The following is a 17,543-nucleotide window of genomic DNA, read 5'->3' as shown; positions in this document are numbered from 1 at the left end:
ATTTAGTCCGGCTTTTTCGCCACGCCGACGAGCGCCGGGCGGAGCAGGCGGTCGCGGATCATGTAGCCGGACTGGATTTCCTGGACGATCGTGCCGGGCTCGGCCTCTTCGCTCGGCATTTCCATCATCGCCTGATGGCGATTGGGGTCGAGCGTTTCGCCGAGCGCGCTGATCTTCGAGATACCGTGACGGGCGAAGACGCTGTCGAGCTCGCGGCCGGTGGCCTCGAGGCCGGTGATGAGGCCCTTCATCTTCTCGTCGCCGCGCAGTTCCTCGGGGATCGCGGCGAGCGCGCGGGCGAGGTTGTCGGCGACCGAGAGGATGTCGCGGGCAAAGCCGGTGGCGGCATAGTTGCGGGCGTCCTCGGCCTCCTTCTGCGCGCGGCGGAGCAGGTTTTGGGCCTCGGCGCGGGCGTAGAGGGTTGCCGATCTGGACTCGGCGAGCTCGGCCTCCAGTTCGGCGACGCGATCATGTTCGGCGACCTCGGGCGCGCCCTGGGCGGTTTCCGCGCGCAGGTCTTCGGTCGCGTCGGCGGTGTCGGTCTTGTCCTGTTCGGTCATGGTTCCTGCGTGTTTTCTTATGAGTCAGGCCAGCAATCTGGCCAGGGTTGAAGCCGTAAAATCCACCATGGGCACGACGCGGGCATAGTTCAACCGAGTCGGTCCGATAACCCCCACCACGCCGACGACGCGGCCGTCCATCGCGCGTACCGGCTTGGCGATCACCGACGAGCCGGACAACGCAAAGAGCTTGTTCTCGCTGCCGATGAAGATGCGCGTCGCCTCCCCCTCCCGCGCGCTGTCGAGCAGGCGCGCGATCTCTTCCTTGCCCTCAAGCTCGTCGAGCAGGCGGGTGACGCGATCGAGATCGTCGGCGAGCGCGGATTCGAGCAATCGCCCCTGGCCGCGCACGATCAGGACGGGGCGGTCGTCGCCATCCTGCGACCAGACCGCAAGCCCGCGATCGACCAGCGCGCGCGCAGCATCGTCGAGCGCGGCGCGTTCACTGGCGATCTGGCTCTCGATCCGCGCGCGGGCCTGCGCCAAGGTCAGGCCGCCCAGCGTGGCAGTGAGATAATTTGCCGCCTGTTCGAGCGCGCCCGGGGCGAGGCCGGGGGGCAGATCGACGACGCGATTCTCGACCGACCCATCCTCGCCCACCAGCACCGCGAGCGCGCGATCGCCGCCCAGCGGCACGAAGCCGAACTGGCGGACCACCCGCTCCGCCTTGGGAACGAGGACGAGCCCGGCACAGGCCGAGAGGCCCGACAGCGCGGCGGTGGTGCTGGCAAGCGCCTCCTCGACCGGGCCGCGGGTGCCGATGCGCGATTCGATTGCGGCGCGCTCCTCGGCGGAGGGCTCGCTGGCCTGCATCATCCCGTCGACGAACAGGCGCAGCCCCTGTTCGGTGGGAATCCGCCCGGCGCTGGTATGCGGCGCGGCGAGCAGGCCGAATTCCTCAAGGTCCTGCATGACGTTGCGGATCGAGGCGGGGGAGAGGTTGAGGCCGGGCGCGCGTGAGATGGTGCGCGACCCGACCGGCTGGCCGGCGTCGAGATACGACTCCACCACGACGCGGAAGATGTCGCGGGCGCGGTCGGTCAGTTCATGGATGGGTGGGGTGGTCACGTCATTGATGTAGCGTGTCGGCGCAGGCTCTCAAGTGTCCGTCGATTGCCGGTCGACTGCATTTTCAAGCTGAAACAGCCGGTCGACAACGGGTTCCAGTCGGCTTCGCAAGGCGTCACCGGCGGGACCTTGGCAGCCCAGGTCAAAGGACGAGACAATGGAGTGGGGCGTTTCGCGGGAAGGCTGCCTGGGGGCGCCCCAAATGATGATGACGCCGTTGGGATGGAGTGAACTGCTCGTGTCACACCAAATTCGCTTACGGGTCGGGTCCCGGAAAATCTGGCTCATCGGGCGATCGACGACGTTTGTATCCACATAATCGCGGAGGGGAGCGAGTCGATCGTAAAACCAGGCGTAGTCGCTGCGCGACAGCACCATGGATTTTAAAAGCGCATCGTCCAGACCACGGCGCAAAATCGCAGAGCCGTCGGGTTTGATGGTCAGGGTGAGCGAGTCTGGACCTAATCCCCTCCCCTCGAACGATGCGACAATTTCCAACGTCCCGATTTTCCGTTGGCTGGCGCTGCCGGTGAACGGGTCGCATTCGTCAAAGTCGAACCGAATGAGGCGGCCTAAGCGGTGGCTCCAGCTGGCGACGCCGTCGGCAGAGATATAGCAACTTTTCTCCACCTGCGTGCCTGCTGCGGCGCCGATGCCGGTTAGCAGAATGACCGCTACGGCTATCCAACCCTTTCGCTGCATCGGGGCTCTCGCAAATTCAAGGCTTTTGAAGGTGGCGGAACTACCAGCCTCTCTCAAGGCCGCTCGCCGATCAGCGGGGCGAGCGCGGGGATCAGGTCGGGGGCGTTGCCGATCGCGTCGGCCATGGCCCGGTTCGCTTCCATGTCGCAGCCGAAATAATAATAGAGCTGGCTCTTTCCGTCCGGTCCGACCCAGGTGACTTCGGCGCTGGGGAGATCGGTGGCAGCGCGTTCGCAGCCCTTTTCGCCCTGCGAATAGCGGCGGCTGGTGCCGGGCGCGGGGCGATAGGGAGCGAGCGCGGCGGCGAAGGCGTCATAGTCTGCGCGGCTGAGCTTGAACCTCTTGGTACCGCCGGTCTGGGTGAAACGCTTGCCCTCGAAACTGCCATCGCCATTGGCCTGGACCGTGAAGGCGTAGACCGGGCAGGCGCCGAAGCAGGGCCCGGTGCTGTAGCTGATCTGCGTCGCGAAGGGTGCGGCAGGGGGTGCCTCCGGCCCGGGCGTGCGCGCGCAACCCGCCATTGCCAGCCCCAGCACCACGATCAGACCAAGCCGCTTCATGTCGTTTCTCCGACGGATCGAAGCGCGACACTGGCGCGTTCGTTCCATCGCGTCTAGGAGCGTTTGCAGCTTTGCTGAAGCGGCACCGGCCCGCTCCCCCACCCGGCCACCCATAGATTAACTTGCGTTGGGTGGCCGGGTGGGGGAGCGGGCCGGTGCCGTACTTCGACCACCAGGAGAATATTCTATGCGCCCCAGCGGCCGCGCCCCCGATCAGATGCGTGCGATCAGCATCGAGCCGAACTTCACCATCCATGCCGAAGGATCGGTGATGGTGAGCTTCGGCAATACCAAGGTGCTGGTGACCGCGAGTGTCGAGGAACGGCTCCCGCCCTGGCTGCGCGGCAAGGGCGAGGGCTGGGTGACCGCCGAATATGGGATGCTGCCGCGCGCCACGCACACCCGCGGTAATCGCGAGGCGGCGAAAGGCAAGCAATCGGGCCGCACGCAGGAGATCCAGCGGCTGATCGGGCGCAGCTTGCGGGCGGTCACCGACCTCAAGCTGCTCGGCGAGCGGCAGATCACGCTCGATTGCGACGTGATCCAGGCCGATGGCGGCACGCGGACGGCGGCGATCAGCGGCGCCTGGGTTGCGCTGCGCCTCGCGGTCGACAAGCTGATCGCCGAGGGCAAGCTGACCGCCGACCCGATCGTCCAGCAGGTCGCGGCGGTGTCGTGCGGGATCTACCAGGGCACTCCGGTGCTCGACCTGGATTATGACGAGGACAGCGCGGCCGATGCCGACGCGAACTTCGTGCTGCTGGCGGACGGCAAGATCGCCGAGGCGCAGGCGACCGCGGAAGGCGCCTGTTACGACGAGGAGGGGCTGCTGCGACTGCTGCGCCTCGCGCGGATCGGGTGCAACGACATCTTCGCGGCGCAGCTCAAGGCGGCCGGGCGTTGATGACGATGCTGCGATCGCCTATGGGTATGGGGTGAATTTCGTCAGACCATCCTTGCTGCTGGGAAGCAGGCTCGATCTGGCCAGTCGGCTGGATTCGGCATCGCTTGCGGAGCTTCAGAAGGAAGTTCTTGCCGAGCAGCTTCGCGCGATGGTGCGTCGCGAGACCTATGTGCGATATTTTGTCCGTCTCGCGGCGCTGGCGTTCGGCATTTTGATTGCGGCGTTCAGCATCCAGATTCTTCAGCTTTTTCAAGTGCCGCTCGCATGGAATGGCTGGAGCTTCGACATGATATGGGCGTCGTCGGTCGTGCTGGGCGGCGCCGCTACCTTGCTGACGGGCGTCCAATGGTGGCGCGCGCGCGAGCAATTTGTGCGGACGGAAATCGGTCTGCTGCAATTCCGCCTGCAGACCGATTTTGCCGACGACCATCGGGATTCGTGACATCGTCGCCGCTTCCCGCCCGAGTGCGCTCGGTTGCGTGGCGCCAGTGGCTCGCTGAATTTCCCTCCTACCCCGAGCGCGAGCGTAGCGCGCTGATGCGGTATCAAAAGGATGTGCTCGACCATCTGTCGATCGTGCCTGATGTGGGGGAATTGCGCCCGCATGAAGCGCGCAGGATTGCGGAGGATCTGGTTTTTTATTGCCAGGAGCTTCAGGCCCAGCAAGAGGCTGATGCCGGGGTGGGCCTGATCAATCTGGGCGTTGCGCTGTTTGGCTTTGCGGGTGCGATTTTCTTTCCCGCTGCAGCGGTCGTTCTGGCGGCGCTGCCTGCAGCGGCAGCTGTCCTCGCCTGTGCACAAGCCTATGAACAACGTCGGCGGACGAAGATCGTCGATGCTATCCTGCGCCAATTGCGCGATCTGAGTCGGAGGCTACGCTGAACGAAGAGTCCAAAGAACCGCAGGCGATCCGCAAGCTCGCGCCCGGCAGGCTGGTGATCGCCAGCCATAATGAGGGCAAGGTGCGCGAGATCCGAGCGCTGCTCGCGCCCTATGGCATCGAGCCGGTGAGCGCGGCGTCGCTCGATCTGCCCGAGCCCGAGGAGACGGGGACGACCTTCGTCGCCAATGCCGAGCTGAAGGCGATGCAGGCGGCCGATCTGTCCGGGCTGCCCGCGCTGGCCGATGACAGCGGGCTGTGCGTCGAGGCGCTGGGCAATGCGCCGGGCATCTTCTCGGCGCGCTGGGGCTTGCCCGATCCGGGGATTGAGGGGATCGAGCCGGAAGCAGGCGAGGGTCGCGATTTCGACCGGGCCATGCGTCGCGTCAACGCGAAGCTCGACGCACTGCCCGAAGGCACGTCGCGCGCGGCGCATTTTGTCTGCGCGCTGGCGCTTGCCTGGCCCGACGGCCATGTCGAATGGTTCGAGGGTCGGGTCGACGGCACGCTGATCTGGCCACCGCGCGGGGACAAGGGCTTTGGCTATGACCCGATGTTCGTGCCCGAAGGCCATGGCCGCAGCTTTGGCGAAATGGCTCCGGAAGCGAAACATGCGATGAGCCACCGGGCCGACGCGTTTGCGCAACTGGTAGCGGCGGTTTTTTAGGCGCTGAACCCTTTGGCGATGCGCGCGTTGTGCGTGCGCCATGATAAAACCGATCAATGAAGCGGAACACCCGCTCGCCCAGCGTTTCCAGTCGTTCGTCCGCGATCCCGAATTTCCCTGTGTCGGCGCCAAATCGGCGCTGGCGAAACAGCAGATGCGGTTCGTGGTCGGGCGCGACATCCGTTCGGCCTGGGACGATCTGCGGATCCTGCCCGGGCTGCTCGACCTTGCGCAATCCTATCGCGCGGAGCCGACATTGTTTCAATCATTCGTCGTCCTGTTCGAGGAGGATGCCGGGCTGGACGAGGCCGGGTTCGAGGCGAATCTGTGGGCGCGACTCCAGTCACTGACCGACAAGGACGAATGGCTGGGGCAGGCGCCCGATCCGCGGGTCAGCATCGCGCCCGACGATCCGCATTTCTCGCTGAGCTTTGGTGGCGAGGGATTCTTCGTGGTCGGCCTGCACCCGCGCGCCAGCCGTCCGGCGCGACGGTTCGAGCGGCCTGCGTTGGTGTTCAACCTGCACGATCAGTTCGAGCAGCTGCGTGCGCAGGGGCGCTACGAGAAATTGCGCGATTCGATCATCGAGCGCGACGTCGCGCTTGCGGGTGAAGCGAATCCGATGCTGGCAGTCCACGGCACGGTATCGGAGGCGCGGCAATATAGCGGGCGTGCGGTGGACTCCGATTGGGTCTGTCCGTTCAGCGGCCGTCGGGGCGTGTCCGATGCGGCATAGGATCGCGCCGCGCACCGGGACCGCGTTCACGCTCGACAAGGGCCAGACGCTCACCGTGATCGACCCCAGCGGGGAACAGGTCGCGGACCTGCTCGCGTTCAAGCGCGCCGATGTGCATGAGGTGATCTCGTCGGGGCGCACGCTCGATTATGCCAGTCGCATCTATCTGACCACGGGCGACAAGCTCTATTCGAACCGCAGCAACGTGCTGCTGGAGATTATCGCCGACGATGTCGGGCGGCATGACTTCCTGCTGACGCCCTGTTCGAAGGACACGTTCCGGATCATCTATGGCGATACCGACCCGCATCGCGGATGCTTCGGCAATCTCGCGATCGCGCTAGCGCCCTATGGGGTGACCGAGGACATGATCCCGGTGGCGTTCAACTGTTTCATGAACGTGCCGGTCGATGGAACGACAGGCGAATTGCGCGTCGATCCACCGCTGAGCAAGGCGGGCGACCGGGTGGTGTTCCGGGCGGAGGCGGATCTGGTGATCGGCCTCACCGCCTGTTCGGCGCTGCAATCGAACAACGGGTCGTTCAAGCCGATCGACTATCAGATCGACTGACGCTTTCGGACGCAGGCTGGCGGTCGTCGCGCGGCCCCGTTACCAACGCGCATGGCCACCTTCGTTCACCTGACCAGTCACCGCAACCTGCCGGGCATTCGCCGCGGGGGTATCGCGCTCGTCAAGAAGGACGGGTGGGCGCGCCGCAATGTCTATGCGATGCCCGTGACGCGCGAGTTCAACATCGCGCACCAATGGCTGCGCGAACTGCGCCGGGGCAATGGCGGGACGATCGCCGGGGTCTATTTCCGCATCCCGGATGATGAGATGGTGACGGTTTCCCATTATGGCGGGACGGGGCGCGATATGACCGCCGCACAGGCCGTGGCACTGATGCTGGAGGCGGAGCGGCGCGACCCGGCGACGGCGCGCGTCGCCGACAAGGCGTCGAAGGCGGTGCAGCGCGGGGGACGGCTGCCATCCTCGCCCGAAGGCTATCAGGTGATGATCCCCCGTGCGATTCGCCCCTCGGAAATCCTGCGCTTCAAGATGCTGCCGCAGGTTACCGGCTGGCGCTACATGCCCGGCGCCAACGGCAAGGCGCCGTGCGGGTGCATCTGCTGCGAGAAGGGGAGTTGGGGCATCCGCAAGCTCGAACGGCGGTTGGAAGCCGATGAGGCAGCCGGCCGGAAACCCAAATTCGATCTGTTCGGGCGCGAGGACGCCTCCTACGCGCGGGTCGCGCGGCTCAAGGCGCGGATGGGGCGGGGTTCAGTTCCCTGAACGCTCTCTTCCGTTCGTGCTGAATGTCGAAGCACCGTTCCTGTGCCGATGAGGACGGGGACCGCCCTTCGACAGGCTCAGGGCAAACGGTGCTTGGACTTCGGATTTAGCGCAGAGGAGTCCAGTTTCCAGCCCTTCTACGGCAGCGCAACCCGCCCCACCACATTGCCGGCGGGGGAGTAGCGACAGACCAGCACATCATCGCGGCGGTTGCTGGCGAGCGCGCAGCCGACTCGGGTAGTGGTCGACCAGACGATCTGGGCATAATGGCCCGCATCGATGAACTTGCCGGTGCGGCTGATGTCGGGAATCGGGCGGTTAAGATAGTTTCGCCGCTCATCGACCCAATGCTGCGCCATTTCCTCATAGCGATAGGCGCCGCGCGTGCCGGTCCACAGATTCTCGCCTTGTGCACCCGGTCCGCGCGGCTGTTTGGAGTGTTCGAATGCGCCGCGCCGGGCGAGATCGCGCGCATAGGCGGCGGCGTCGCGCGCCAGCCCGGCGTCCCAGGCGAGCGGCGCCTGGCCGACGGCGGCGCGGGCGGCATTGTGCGCGGCGAGCATCGCCTCACGCAGCCGCGCCTCTCCGCGCGGGGCGGGGCCGGCGAAGGGACGCGGCTCGACATGGCGTTCGGGCGTTTCCTGTTGCGCGGGCGAACAGGCGGCAAGGAGGAGGAGGGGGAGCAGCAACATCTTTCGGTACGCCTCGATCCGGCGCATAGCGCGGCGCAGATGAATGGTTCCCAACAACATGCCGACCCGCTGGCGCTGTACGTCCACTGGCCGTTCTGCGTCTCCAAATGCCCCTATTGCGATTTCAACAGCCACGTCCGCGAGGTGGTGGACCAGGAGGCGTGGCGCAAGGCGCTGCTCGCCGACCTGGCCCATGAGGCGGCGCTGCTGCCGGGGCGGCGGCTGGGGTCGATCTTTTTCGGGGGCGGGACCCCGTCGCTGATGCCGCCCGAGACGGTGGCGGCGGTGATCGACGCGGCGGTGGCCGCGTGGGCGCCGCAGGGCGACCTCGAAGTGACGCTGGAGGCGAACCCGTCATCGGTCGAGGCGGCGCGTTTTGCCGATCTGGCGGCTGCGGGCGTGAACCGGGTGTCGCTGGGGTTGCAGGCGCTGGACGACGATGCGCTGGCGTTTCTGGGGCGGGCGCATGGCGTGGCCGAGGGGCTGGGGGCGCTGGCGACGGCGCAGCGGCATTTAGGACGGGTGAGCTTCGACCTCATCTATGCGCGGCCGGGGCAGAACGTGGCGGACTGGGAGGCTGAGTTGGCGCGGGCACTCAGCTTCGGAACCGAGCATCTGTCGCTCTACCAACTGACGATCGAACCGGGGACGCGCTTCGCGACGCTGGCAGCGAAGGGGGATCTGGTGATCCCCGATGCCGACGCGGCGGCGGACCTGTGGGACGTGACGCAGGCGCTGACCGGTGCGGCGGGGCTTCTGCTGTACGAGGTGTCCAACCATGCGCGCCCGGGGGCGGAGAGTCGGCATAATATGAGCTATTGGCGCTACACCGATTATGCCGGGATCGGGCCGGGCGCGCATGGGCGACGCGGGGGATGCGCGACGGTGCGGCACAAGAAGCCCGAAAACTGGATCGGCGCAGTGGTGCGCAATGGCCACGGCGCGCAGGAAGAGACGGCGCTGACTCCCGCCGAGCGCGCGACCGAGGCGCTGGTGATGGGACTGCGGCTGGCCGAGGGGGTGGATCTGGCGCGGATCGGCGCTGAGTATGTCGATCTGGATGCGGTGGCGCGGCTGGCCGGGCATGGACTGATCGCGCTGAAGGGCGATCGGTTGCGGGTTAGCGCTGCGGGGATGCCGGTGCTGGAAGCGATTTTGCGCGAGGTGGTGGCGGACTAATTCCTCCCCGGAACGGGGAGGTGGCGCCGAAGGCGACGGAGGGGGCGCGAGGCAACGGATTCCCTTGCCTCGCGCCCCCTCCACCATGCTTCGCATGGTCCCCCTCCCCGTTCCGGGGAGGATTTTAGTTACCGCCCCCCAAAGCCCTGCGGCGCGGGCGACACCGTCACCGTCGTCCCGCCACGGATTTCCTGGACCTCCAGCGCGCGCTCGGCGACGCCGTCGCGACCGAAGCGGAAGGCGCCGTCGAGGCCCGCAAAGCCGTCGCGATCGGACAGGCGGCTGGCCGGGAAGTCGGTCCCGGGGCGCCAGTCGCGGGCGATGCGGACGGTGAGCAGCACGGCATCATAGCCGAGCGTCGACAGGCGATAGGGTGCCGCGCTGAACCGCGCGCGGTATTTGGCGGCATATTGGCGGTAATAGGTGTCCGACACGCTGGCGAACCAGGCGCCGTTGAGCTGGGTCATGCCGCCGATCCCCGAATCGCTGTTCCACAATTCGGTGCCGAGTACCCGCGCGGTTTCGCTGGTGCGGCGCAGCGCTGGAATGGCGGTGACCGCGCCATTCGCGCTGTCGGCGATCAGCACCGCCTGAAAGGGCGAACGGGCGATTTTCGCGACTGCCGCGTTCATCGCCGCAGGACCGCGATTATAGGTTTCGAGCGCGGTGACCTTGCCGCCCGCGTTCTCAACCGCGCGCAGAAACGCGGTCGAGGCGCGGTCGCCATAGAGTCCGGTGGGCATCAGCCCGGCGAATTCGGTGACACCGGTGCGGCGGGCATAATCGACCACCCGCTCGATCGACTGGGCGGGGGTATAGCCCATCACATAGGCGCCGTTTCCCGCGACATTGGTGTCGTTGGAGAAGCTGAGCACCGGCACATTGGCGCGGCGGGCGAGCGGGGCGACCGCGCGGACGTCTTCGGAGAGAAGCGGGCCGAGGATCAGCTTGTTGCCATCCGCCAGCGCGCGATTGGCGGCGGCGGCGGCACCCATTGCGGTGTCATAAGTGGTGATGCGGATATTGTCCGCCTTGGTATCGAGGATCGCAAGCTGGGTCGCATTGGCGAGGCTGCGGCCGATTCCGGCATTGGTGCCCGACATCGGGACGAGCAGCGCGACGCGGTGCCGTTCCAGATCGCCCTCGGGCAGGCCGGGGCGGACCGGGGTGGGCGCCGGACGAGTCGGACCGACCGGTTCGGGGCGCACCGGCCCGGGCGGCGGGCCGGGGCGGGGAACGCAGGCGGCGACCAGAATCGCGCCCGCCACCACCGCGCCACGGATCAAGGCGACAATGCCCCGTTGCGGTTTCACTGCTGCCTCTGTCATGACGACTCCCCGATGACCTTTGTTCTTGCGCCCGGCCTCTATATCGTCGCGACACCGATCGGCAATCTCGGCGACCTATCCCCACGCGCGGCTGAAATACTCCTGAACGCCGATGTGGTTGCGGTCGAGGACAGCCGTGTGACAGCCGGACTGTTCCGGCATCTCGGCGCAAAGCGACCGATGACGCCCTATCACGACCATAATGCCGAGGCCGTGCGGCCGGGGCTGGTGGCGCGGATGGCGCGTGAGGCGGTGGCGCTGGTTTCGGATGCGGGGACGCCGCTGATTTCCGATCCGGGATATAAATTGGTGCGCGATGCGCGCGCGGCGGGGCATCCGGTGACGACGATTCCCGGCCCGTGCGCGGGGATCGCCGCGCTGACGCTGGCAGGGCTGCCGACCGACCGGTTCCTGTTCATGGGGTTCCTGCCGAGCAAGCAGCAGGCGCGGGCGGAGGCGATCGCCGAGGTGGCGGGCGTGCGCGCGACATTGGTGTTCTACGAAAGCGGGCCGCGGCTGTCGGCGGCGCTGGCGGCGTTGGCCGACGGGCTGGGGGATCGCGAGGCGGCGGTGGCGCGCGAGATTACCAAGAAGTTCGAGGAATGCGTGACGGGGTCGCTGACGGAATTGTCGGCGCGCTATGCCGAGGGCGGGCCGAAGGGCGAGATCGTGATCGTCGTCGCCCCGCCGGGCGAGGCGGCGCCGGCGAGCGCCGAGGATGCCGATGCGGCGCTCGCCGAAGCGCTGACGCGGCTGCCCGTGTCGAAGGCGGCGGGCGAGGTCGCCAAGCGGCTGGGGCTGGATCGCAAGGCGCTGTACGCGCGGGCGATGGAGATCAAGGGTGCTTAGCCCCTCCCCTTCAGGGGAGGGGTTGGGGTGGGGCCTATCCTCACTCGCGCCGGTCTCCATGAGACTGAGACGCCCCACCCCCAACCCCTCCCCTAAAGGGGAGGGGCTTTAAATGGCATACGACCGCCGCGCTGCCGAGCAGTCGGGCCGCGACGGGGAGACTCGCGCGGCGTGGTATCTGCGGCTGCGCGGGTGGCGGATCCTCGATCGGCGCGTGCGCACCCCGGCAGGGGAGGTCGACCTGGTGGCGAAGCGCGGGCGGCTGATTGCGTTTGTGGAGGTCAAGGCGCGCAAGTCGGCCGCGGAGCTTGATTTCGCGATCGACGAGCGGCGGCTGGCGCGGGTGGCGGCAGCGGCGGAAGTTCTGATGCCGCGCTATGCGACGAACGGGGAGGATATCCGGGTGGACGTCCTGCTGCTCGCGCCCGGCGTGCGGCCGCGACATATCGAGAATGCGTGGATCGGGTGAGGGCGGATCGGGTGACAATCGGCCTCAGGCACCCTACTTGCTCCCCCAGCCGTCACCCCAGCGAAAGCTGGGGTCTCCTGCCGCACCAGACCCCAGCTTTCGCTGGGGTGACGAGAAAGATAACCGGATGCCGCTCACCGTCGCCGTCCAGATGGACCCGCTCGATGCGATCAACATCGCGGGCGATTCGACCTTTGCGCTGATGCTGTCGGCGCAGGCGCGCGGACATCGGCTGTTCCACTATGCGCCCGAGGCGCTGAACTATGCCGATGGGCGCGTCTGGGCCAAGGCGCATCCGGTGACGGTGCAGCGGGTGGCGGGCAATCATTTCGAGTTCGGCGATCCGGTATCGCTGGACCTGGGCGCAGAGGCGGATGTCGTGTTGATGCGACAGGACCCGCCGTTCGATCTCGGCTATATCACCGCGACGCATCTGCTCGAGCGGATTGCGGACAAGACATTGGTGGTCAACGATCCCGCGAGCGTGCGCAATGCCCCGGAGAAGGTCTGGGTGCTCGATTTCGCGCGATTCATGCCGCCGACGCTGATCACGCGCGACTATGACGAGGCAAAGGCGTTCCTGGCCAAGCATGGCGCGATCGTGGTCAAGCCGCTGCACGGCAATGGCGGCAAGGCGATCTTCAAGATCGACAGCGACGGCGCGAACCTGTCGTCGCTGATCGAGGTGTTCAACACCGCGTACCGCGAGCCGCATATGGTGCAGGCCTTCCTTCCCGATGTGGCCAAGGGCGACAAGCGCATCGTGCTGGTCGATGGCGAGGTGGCAGGCGCGGTCAATCGCGTGCCCGGCGAGGGCGAAATCCGGTCGAACCTGGCAGTCGGCGGCACCGCGGCGAAGACGCAGCTGACCGCGAAGGAGGAGGAAATCTGTGCGGCCTTGGCTCCCGAACTCAAGCGCCGAGGGCTGATCTTCGTCGGGATCGACGTGATCGGCGGCGAGTGGCTGACCGAGATCAACGTCACCAGCCCGACCGGCATCGTCGCGATCGACAGGTTCAACGGGACCGATACGAGCGCGATGATCTGGGACGCGATTGAGGCGCGGGTGGCGGCGCGGACCTGATCCTTTCAGTCCCGGCTGCGTTTGACGTCGTTCATGACCGAGTTCATCCTCAATCTCATCGCCTGGGGCGGCTATATCGGGATCTTCATCCTGATGACGCTGGAGAATGTGTTTCCGCCCATCCCGTCGGAGGTCATCATGGGTCTGGGCGGGATGGCGGTGGCGCGGGGCCATATGGCCATGACGCCGTTGCTGATCTGGGGGACCGCAGGCACCACGCTGGGCAATCTGTTCTGGTATGCGGTCGGGCGCTGGATCGGGATCGAACGGCTTAAGCCGTTCGTCGATCGCCACGGCCGGTGGCTGACGATGACGTGGGAGGATGTCGAGCGGCTCAACCGTTTCTTCCACCGCCATGGCGGCTGGGTGGTATTCTTCTTCCGCTTCCTCCCGACCTTCCGCACGATGATCTCGCTGCCTGCAGGAATGGCGAAGATGGGGATGCCGCGCTTTCTGTTCGCGACCTTCGTCGGGAGCGCGATCTGGAACGCGGTGCTGGCCTATGCCGGGCTGTTAATGGGATCGCGGTTCGGGGCGTTGCAGGACTATGTCGGGCCGGTCGCGATCGGGACATCGGTCGTGGTGATCGGCGCCTGGGCCTATCGTGTGGTTACCTGGAACCGGCGGGTACGCTAGCCCCGGAAGCCGTCCTTCGCCGCGCGGCGTTCGGCCAGTTGCTCGACCGATGTCGCGCGCATGAAGGGATTGGTGGCGCGTTCGAGCGCGATCGTGGTGGGGACGGTGGGCAGCCCCTGGGCGCGCATTGCGTCCACCTCCGCCATGCGCCGGGCGATGGCGTCATTGTCCGGCTCGGCAACAAGGGCGTAGCGGCCGTTGGACTGGGTATATTCGTGCGCGCAATAGACCTGAGTCTCGCCGGGGAGCGCGGCAAGGCGCTGCATATTGGCGAACATCTGCGCCGGGGTCCCTTCGAACAGGCGCCCGCAGCCCATGGCGAACAGCGTGTCACCGACAAAGGCGATCTGCGCCTGGGGAAGATGATAGGCGATATGGCCGGCGGTATGCGCGGGGACGTCGATCACCTCTGCCTCGAACGCACCCAGCTTCACGGTATCGCCCTCGGCGACCAGCCGGTCTGCGGTGGGGATCTTGGCGGCTTCGGCCGCGGGGGCGATGACGCTGCAGCCGGTCGCGTCCTTGATCGCGGCGTTGCCGCCGGTGTGGTCGGGATGCCAGTGCGTGTTCCAGATCGCGGAGATGGTCCAGCCGCGTGCCTCCGCGGCTTCCAGCACCGGTTCGGCGACCGCAGGGTCGACGACGATCGTCTCACCCGAGGCGGCGTCGTGCGCAAGCCAGATGTAATTGTCGCTGAGGGCGGGGATGCGGACGACTTCGATCATGGGGTCTCTCCTAGCAGGGCGAACGCCTCGCTTGCCAGCCGTTCGGTCAGCGCCTGTGCGCCTTCGGGCGGCTCTCCACGCGCGGGGCGGCCGAGCGCAGCCGCCTGTCCGGCCCATAAAGGCGAATAGTCGCCGCGACCGTCAGCTTCGGCAACGCGGCGCAGTTCGGTCAGCGCTGCGGAGGCATAGGGAAAGCGCGGCGCGGCGGGATGCACGGGGCCGATCGCGTCGATCAGCGCGTTGCGGATGCCGCGTGCGAGGCCGCCGGAGAAAAGGTTGGTGACGACCGATTCTTCGCCGAGTGCGGCGCGATGGGCAGCGGAGATCGTCGCTTCGGCGGAGTGGAGATAGGCGGTGCCAAGCTGCACCGCGCCTGCGTCGAGCTGCAATGCAGCGGCGATCCCTACAGCGTCGCCAATGCCGCCCGCTGCAATCACCGGCTCCAGAATCGCATCATACTCTCGCACGATCTGACGGGTCAGGGCCATCGTCCCCACCGGGCGATGGCCGGCGAGGAAATGGCCGGCATGACCGCCCGCCTCGAACCCCTGTGCGATGACCATATCGACCTTCCCCATCAGCCATCGCGCCTCTGCAAAGGTCGTGGCGTTGCCAAGCACGATGGCTCCGGATCGGCGAATGCGATCGAGCAAAGCGGGGTCGGGCAGGCCGAAATGGAAGCTGACGATCTCTGGCCGCATCTCTTCGACCGCCGCGCACATCGCCGCGTCAAACGGCGTGCGCAGCGGGGGCGGGGTTTCGGGCGGGCCGACGCCTTCCTTGTCGTAGAAGGGCTGGAGCAGCGCACGCCACGCGGTCTCGTCGGGCGGATCGCCGAGGTGGTGACAGAAGAAATTGAGGTTGAGCGGGCCGTCGGACTGCGCGCGGACTTGCGCGACCTGCTCACGCACCTGATCGGCGGTCAGCATCGCGCAGGGGAGCGAGCCGACCGCGCCGCCGCGGATCGCAGCGGCGGCGAGCGCGACCCCGCCTGCTCCCGCCATCGGTGCCTGAATGATAGGAACCCGCGCCCCGGTCCGCTTCAGGAAATCCTGAACCGGCCAGTTCGCAAGCGGCCCGGTCATGCTTACCAGCTGCCGGTATTCGGCATCGATGCCCAGGGTTCGGCGGGATCGAGATGGCCATCCTGCAACAGCTCGACCGAGATACCGTCGGGGCTGCGGACGAACGCCATATGGCCGTCGCGCGGGGGGCGGTTGATCGGGACCCCGGCGTCCATCAGCCGCTGGCAGGTTTCGTAAATATTCTCGACCCGATAGGCGAGGTGCCCGAAATTGCGACCGCCGGTGTAGGTTTCGGGGGCGCTGCCGTCTTCCGGGGGCCAGTTATAGGTCAGTTCCACCTCTGCGCTCGCGCGTTTGCCGTCCGCGCCGATATCGCCCGGGGCGGCGAGGAAGATCAGCGTGAAGCGACCCTTCTCGCTCTCCATTCTCCGGACTTCCTTGAGGCCGAGCAGTTCGAAGAAGCGGATCGTCGCGTCGGGATCGGACACGCGGATCATCGTGTGGAGATAGTTCATCGGGAGTCCCTGTCTGGTTCGCGCCAGAGATAGGGAGCGTCGCTGGAGAATCTATTCCTGCGCGGCGAATTGTTCGAGGGCGGCGCGGGCGGAGCGGCCGATCGGACTGTCCGGGGCCAGTTGTGCGGCGCGCGTCCAGCCGGCCTTCGCTCCCGCCGCGTCCCGCGCGACGGCGGCGATATTCCCGGCTTCGAGCTGGACCGAAGCGTCATCGGCGGCGCGCTCCAGCGCGCGGGCGATATGGGTCTTCGCGAGCGGGATATCGCCCATGCGGCGGGCGAGATTGGCGGAGAGCAGCCATGCCATCGGATCGGCGGCGGCATGGACCAGCGCCTGATCGAGATCGGCGCGCGCGCCCGCTAGGTTGCCGGCAGCGACCAGCGCGCGGGCGCGATCGAGATGCGCTTCGCCGAGTTCGAGGCCCGTCAGCGTGCCGGTCGCGAGCGCAGCGTCGAGCGCCGCGCGCGCCTTGCCCGCGTCCCCGGCGGCGAGCCAGGCATTGCCCGCCTGTGCCCAATAGTTGGGGGCGCGCGCGTCGCGGGCCACTTCCGCCTCCCGCGCGGCGGTTTCGAAGGCGTCGCCCGCGCTCGTCCAGCGGCGTTGCGCGGCATAGGCCATGCCGCGGCATTGATGGGTCAGGAAATTGCCGCCCGCGAGCTTCCACCGATCGGCTTCGGCGATGCCGCGGGCGGGATCGGCGATGGCGAGCTCGACGCAATTCTCCCAACGCTTCTGGTCGGGCGAGGGCGGCCCGGCGACGGGGGCGGCGGACGCGGCGGTTTGAGCGAGCAGGAACAGGATCATGGGATGGGGGCGATGTCCGAGCCCGGAGCTTCTTCGAGCGTGCGCAGGATCAGGGCGATGTCCTGCGCGCGCGACAGGCGGTGGTCGCCATCCTTGACGAGGATAGTCTGCACATCGTCTGAACGCAGGAGGCGGGCGAGCGCGACGCTGCGCTCCCACGGCACGTCGGGATCGCGCTGGCCATGGATCAGGCGGGCGGGGGCGTCGATCGCGATCGGGCCATGCATCAACCGATTGGCCTCGCCCGACGACCAGAAGGCGCGGGTGGTGATGGTGGGCTGCGGCGAATAGATGGACGGCTGTTCGAGACGCCCCTCGGACAGCAGCGTCATCTTCTGCTCCTGGGTGAAGCCCCAGTCGGTGAAGTCGGGCGCGGCGGCGATGCCGACCATTGCGGCGATCCGCTCGGGCCGGGCCTTTGCCAGCAGCAGCATGATCCATCCGCCCATCGACGATCCGACGAGGACGACCGGACCGTCGATCATCCGATCGATCAGCAACAGCGCGTCGTCGCGCCAGCTGGCGAGGGTCTGGTCCTCGAACGCGCCCTCGCTCTCGCCGCACCCGGCATAGTCGAAGCGGAGGAACGCGCGGCCATTAGCCTGCGCCCATGCCTCGATCGCCACCGCCTTGCTTCCGCTCATGTCGGACGCATAGCCGGGGAGAAAGACGATGGTCGGCCCGGTCCCGGGACTGTGATGGAATGCGATGCGATGGCCGTCAGCGTTGATCATGGACGGGGTCTTAGGGCGTATCGGCAAGCGGCGTCGAGGTCTGTCCAGCGACTGATCCAAACTGTTCCCCTGCGAAAGCAGGGGTCCAGAGCTGCAATCGTCATCGCCTGCGACCCTGGACCCCTGCTTTCG

23 protein-coding genes are annotated in these 17,543 nt (G+C 67.0%); 12 read left to right on the top strand and 11 right to left on the bottom strand.

From position 1 onward, the window contains the following. Positions 1-2: 2 nt before the first annotated feature. Genes grpE through FPZ54_RS11040 form a run of 4 tightly spaced genes read right to left on the bottom strand, consistent with a single transcriptional unit; the run spans position 3 to position 2,890 of the window. On the bottom strand, positions 3-560 hold the full coding sequence (gene grpE / locus FPZ54_RS11055) for a nucleotide exchange factor GrpE (protein ID WP_145847196.1): 558 nt from the start codon (positions 558-560) through the stop codon (positions 3-5). Positions 561-584: 24 nt separating this feature from the next. After that, positions 585-1,628 carry a heat-inducible transcriptional repressor HrcA gene (gene hrcA / locus FPZ54_RS11050; protein ID WP_145847195.1) on the bottom strand — a complete coding sequence of 348 codons (1,044 nt, stop codon included), beginning with the start codon at positions 1,626-1,628 and terminating at the stop codon, positions 585-587. A 30-nt stretch (positions 1,629-1,658) separates the two neighbouring features. Further along, positions 1,659-2,330 carry a hypothetical protein gene (locus tag FPZ54_RS11045; RefSeq protein WP_145847193.1) on the bottom strand — a complete coding sequence of 224 codons (672 nt, stop codon included), beginning with the start codon at positions 2,328-2,330 and terminating at the stop codon, positions 1,659-1,661. 53 nt (positions 2,331-2,383) lie between these two features. Beyond that, entirely contained in the window at positions 2,384-2,890 is a 507-nt protein-coding gene (locus tag FPZ54_RS11040) for a DUF6438 domain-containing protein (RefSeq protein ID WP_145847191.1), read from the bottom strand. A 187-nt stretch (positions 2,891-3,077) separates the two neighbouring features. On the opposite strand from FPZ54_RS11040, the gene rph reads away from it, so the two are divergent. The 7 genes from rph (at position 3,078) to FPZ54_RS11005 (ending at position 7,371) form a co-directional block, all read left to right on the top strand. Further along, positions 3,078-3,794 carry a ribonuclease PH gene (gene rph, locus FPZ54_RS11035; protein ID WP_145847189.1) on the top strand — a complete coding sequence of 239 codons (717 nt, stop codon included), beginning with the start codon at positions 3,078-3,080 and terminating at the stop codon, positions 3,792-3,794. Positions 3,795-3,825: 31 nt separating this feature from the next. Beyond that, complete coding sequence (locus tag FPZ54_RS11030; protein ID WP_145847187.1) at positions 3,826-4,236, top strand: hypothetical protein; 411 nt, start codon at positions 3,826-3,828, stop codon at positions 4,234-4,236. Positions 4,237-4,349: 113 nt separating this feature from the next. Next, positions 4,350-4,676, top strand: a complete 327-nt coding sequence (locus FPZ54_RS11025) for a hypothetical protein (RefSeq protein ID WP_186456740.1) — start codon at positions 4,350-4,352, stop codon at positions 4,674-4,676. Then, positions 4,673-5,341, top strand: coding sequence for an RdgB/HAM1 family non-canonical purine NTP pyrophosphatase (rdgB, locus tag FPZ54_RS11020; protein ID WP_145847183.1), 669 nt, complete (start codon positions 4,673-4,675; stop codon positions 5,339-5,341). Before FPZ54_RS11025 ends, rdgB begins: the two co-directional genes overlap by 4 nt. 40 nt (positions 5,342-5,381) lie before the next feature. Next, a complete protein-coding gene (gene gntA, locus FPZ54_RS11015) occupies positions 5,382-6,077 on the top strand; it encodes a guanitoxin biosynthesis heme-dependent pre-guanitoxin N-hydroxylase GntA (protein WP_145847181.1) in 696 nt (231 codons plus the stop codon). Continuing rightward, entirely contained in the window at positions 6,067-6,648 is a 582-nt protein-coding gene (locus tag FPZ54_RS11010; protein WP_145847179.1) for a DUF1989 domain-containing protein, read from the top strand. Before gntA ends, FPZ54_RS11010 begins: the two co-directional genes overlap by 11 nt. Before the next feature lie 51 nt (positions 6,649-6,699). Beyond that, a complete protein-coding gene (locus FPZ54_RS11005) occupies positions 6,700-7,371 on the top strand; it encodes a hypothetical protein (RefSeq protein WP_145847177.1) in 672 nt (223 codons plus the stop codon). Positions 7,372-7,508: 137 nt separating this feature from the next. On the opposite strand, the gene FPZ54_RS11000 is transcribed toward FPZ54_RS11005, so the two are convergent. After that, entirely contained in the window at positions 7,509-8,123 is a 615-nt protein-coding gene (locus FPZ54_RS11000) for a CAP domain-containing protein (RefSeq protein WP_239019540.1), read from the bottom strand. Between FPZ54_RS11000 and hemW the strand changes: the two genes are divergently transcribed. Continuing rightward, on the top strand, positions 8,103-9,242 hold the full coding sequence (hemW, locus tag FPZ54_RS10995) for a radical SAM family heme chaperone HemW (protein WP_145847175.1): 1,140 nt from the start codon (positions 8,103-8,105) through the stop codon (positions 9,240-9,242). The two genes, FPZ54_RS11000 and hemW, sit on opposite strands and share 21 nt — an antisense overlap. Positions 9,243-9,370: 128 nt before the next feature. Here hemW and FPZ54_RS10990 read toward each other — a convergent pair whose 3' ends face one another. Then, complete coding sequence (locus FPZ54_RS10990) at positions 9,371-10,570, bottom strand: penicillin-binding protein activator (protein WP_145847173.1); 1,200 nt, start codon at positions 10,568-10,570, stop codon at positions 9,371-9,373. 12 nt (positions 10,571-10,582) lie between these two features. Between FPZ54_RS10990 and rsmI the strand changes: the two genes are divergently transcribed. From rsmI to FPZ54_RS10970, 4 genes are all read left to right on the top strand, one after another. Then, positions 10,583-11,419, top strand: a complete 837-nt coding sequence (gene rsmI, locus FPZ54_RS10985; RefSeq protein WP_145847171.1) for a 16S rRNA (cytidine(1402)-2'-O)-methyltransferase — start codon at positions 10,583-10,585, stop codon at positions 11,417-11,419. A gap of 112 nt (positions 11,420-11,531) precedes the next feature. Further along, positions 11,532-11,888 carry a YraN family protein gene (locus FPZ54_RS10980; RefSeq protein ID WP_145847170.1) on the top strand — a complete coding sequence of 119 codons (357 nt, stop codon included), beginning with the start codon at positions 11,532-11,534 and terminating at the stop codon, positions 11,886-11,888. Between the two features lie 127 nt (positions 11,889-12,015). Then, positions 12,016-12,972, top strand: coding sequence for a glutathione synthase (gene gshB / locus FPZ54_RS10975; RefSeq protein WP_145847168.1), 957 nt, complete (start codon positions 12,016-12,018; stop codon positions 12,970-12,972). Between the two features lie 33 nt (positions 12,973-13,005). Beyond that, positions 13,006-13,608: a DedA family protein gene (locus tag FPZ54_RS10970; protein WP_145847166.1), complete on the top strand. Its 603-nt coding sequence runs from the start codon at positions 13,006-13,008 to the stop codon at positions 13,606-13,608. Here the strand turns inward: FPZ54_RS10970 and gloB are convergent. From gloB to FPZ54_RS10945, 5 genes are read right to left on the bottom strand one after another with little or no spacing between them, the layout of a single operon-like run. Continuing rightward, positions 13,605-14,333 (bottom strand): hydroxyacylglutathione hydrolase, encoded by a 729-nt coding sequence (gene gloB / locus FPZ54_RS10965; protein ID WP_145847164.1) that lies wholly within the window; start codon positions 14,331-14,333, stop codon positions 13,605-13,607. The two genes, FPZ54_RS10970 and gloB, sit on opposite strands and share 4 nt — an antisense overlap. Continuing rightward, positions 14,330-15,418: an NAD(P)H-dependent flavin oxidoreductase gene (locus tag FPZ54_RS10960; RefSeq protein ID WP_145847162.1), complete on the bottom strand. Its 1,089-nt coding sequence runs from the start codon at positions 15,416-15,418 to the stop codon at positions 14,330-14,332. The genes gloB and FPZ54_RS10960 overlap by 4 nt, the downstream gene beginning before the upstream one ends. Positions 15,419-15,420: 2 nt before the next feature. Further along, a complete protein-coding gene (locus FPZ54_RS10955) occupies positions 15,421-15,873 on the bottom strand; it encodes a VOC family protein (protein WP_145847160.1) in 453 nt (150 codons plus the stop codon). A 51-nt stretch (positions 15,874-15,924) separates the two neighbouring features. Beyond that, positions 15,925-16,677 (bottom strand): tetratricopeptide repeat protein, encoded by a 753-nt coding sequence (locus tag FPZ54_RS10950; RefSeq protein ID WP_186456739.1) that lies wholly within the window; start codon positions 16,675-16,677, stop codon positions 15,925-15,927. After that, positions 16,674-17,411: an alpha/beta fold hydrolase gene (locus tag FPZ54_RS10945; RefSeq protein WP_145847158.1), complete on the bottom strand. Its 738-nt coding sequence runs from the start codon at positions 17,409-17,411 to the stop codon at positions 16,674-16,676. The genes FPZ54_RS10950 and FPZ54_RS10945 overlap by 4 nt, the downstream gene beginning before the upstream one ends. Positions 17,412-17,543 lie beyond the last annotated feature (132 nt).

It is taken from the genome of Sphingomonas suaedae (assembly GCF_007833215.1).
In the GTDB taxonomy this organism is placed as follows: Bacteria; Pseudomonadota; Alphaproteobacteria; order Sphingomonadales; family Sphingomonadaceae; genus Sphingomonas; species Sphingomonas suaedae.
The sequence above is the reverse complement of the archived record's forward strand: the minus strand, read 5'-3'. Positions and strand labels throughout refer to the sequence as shown.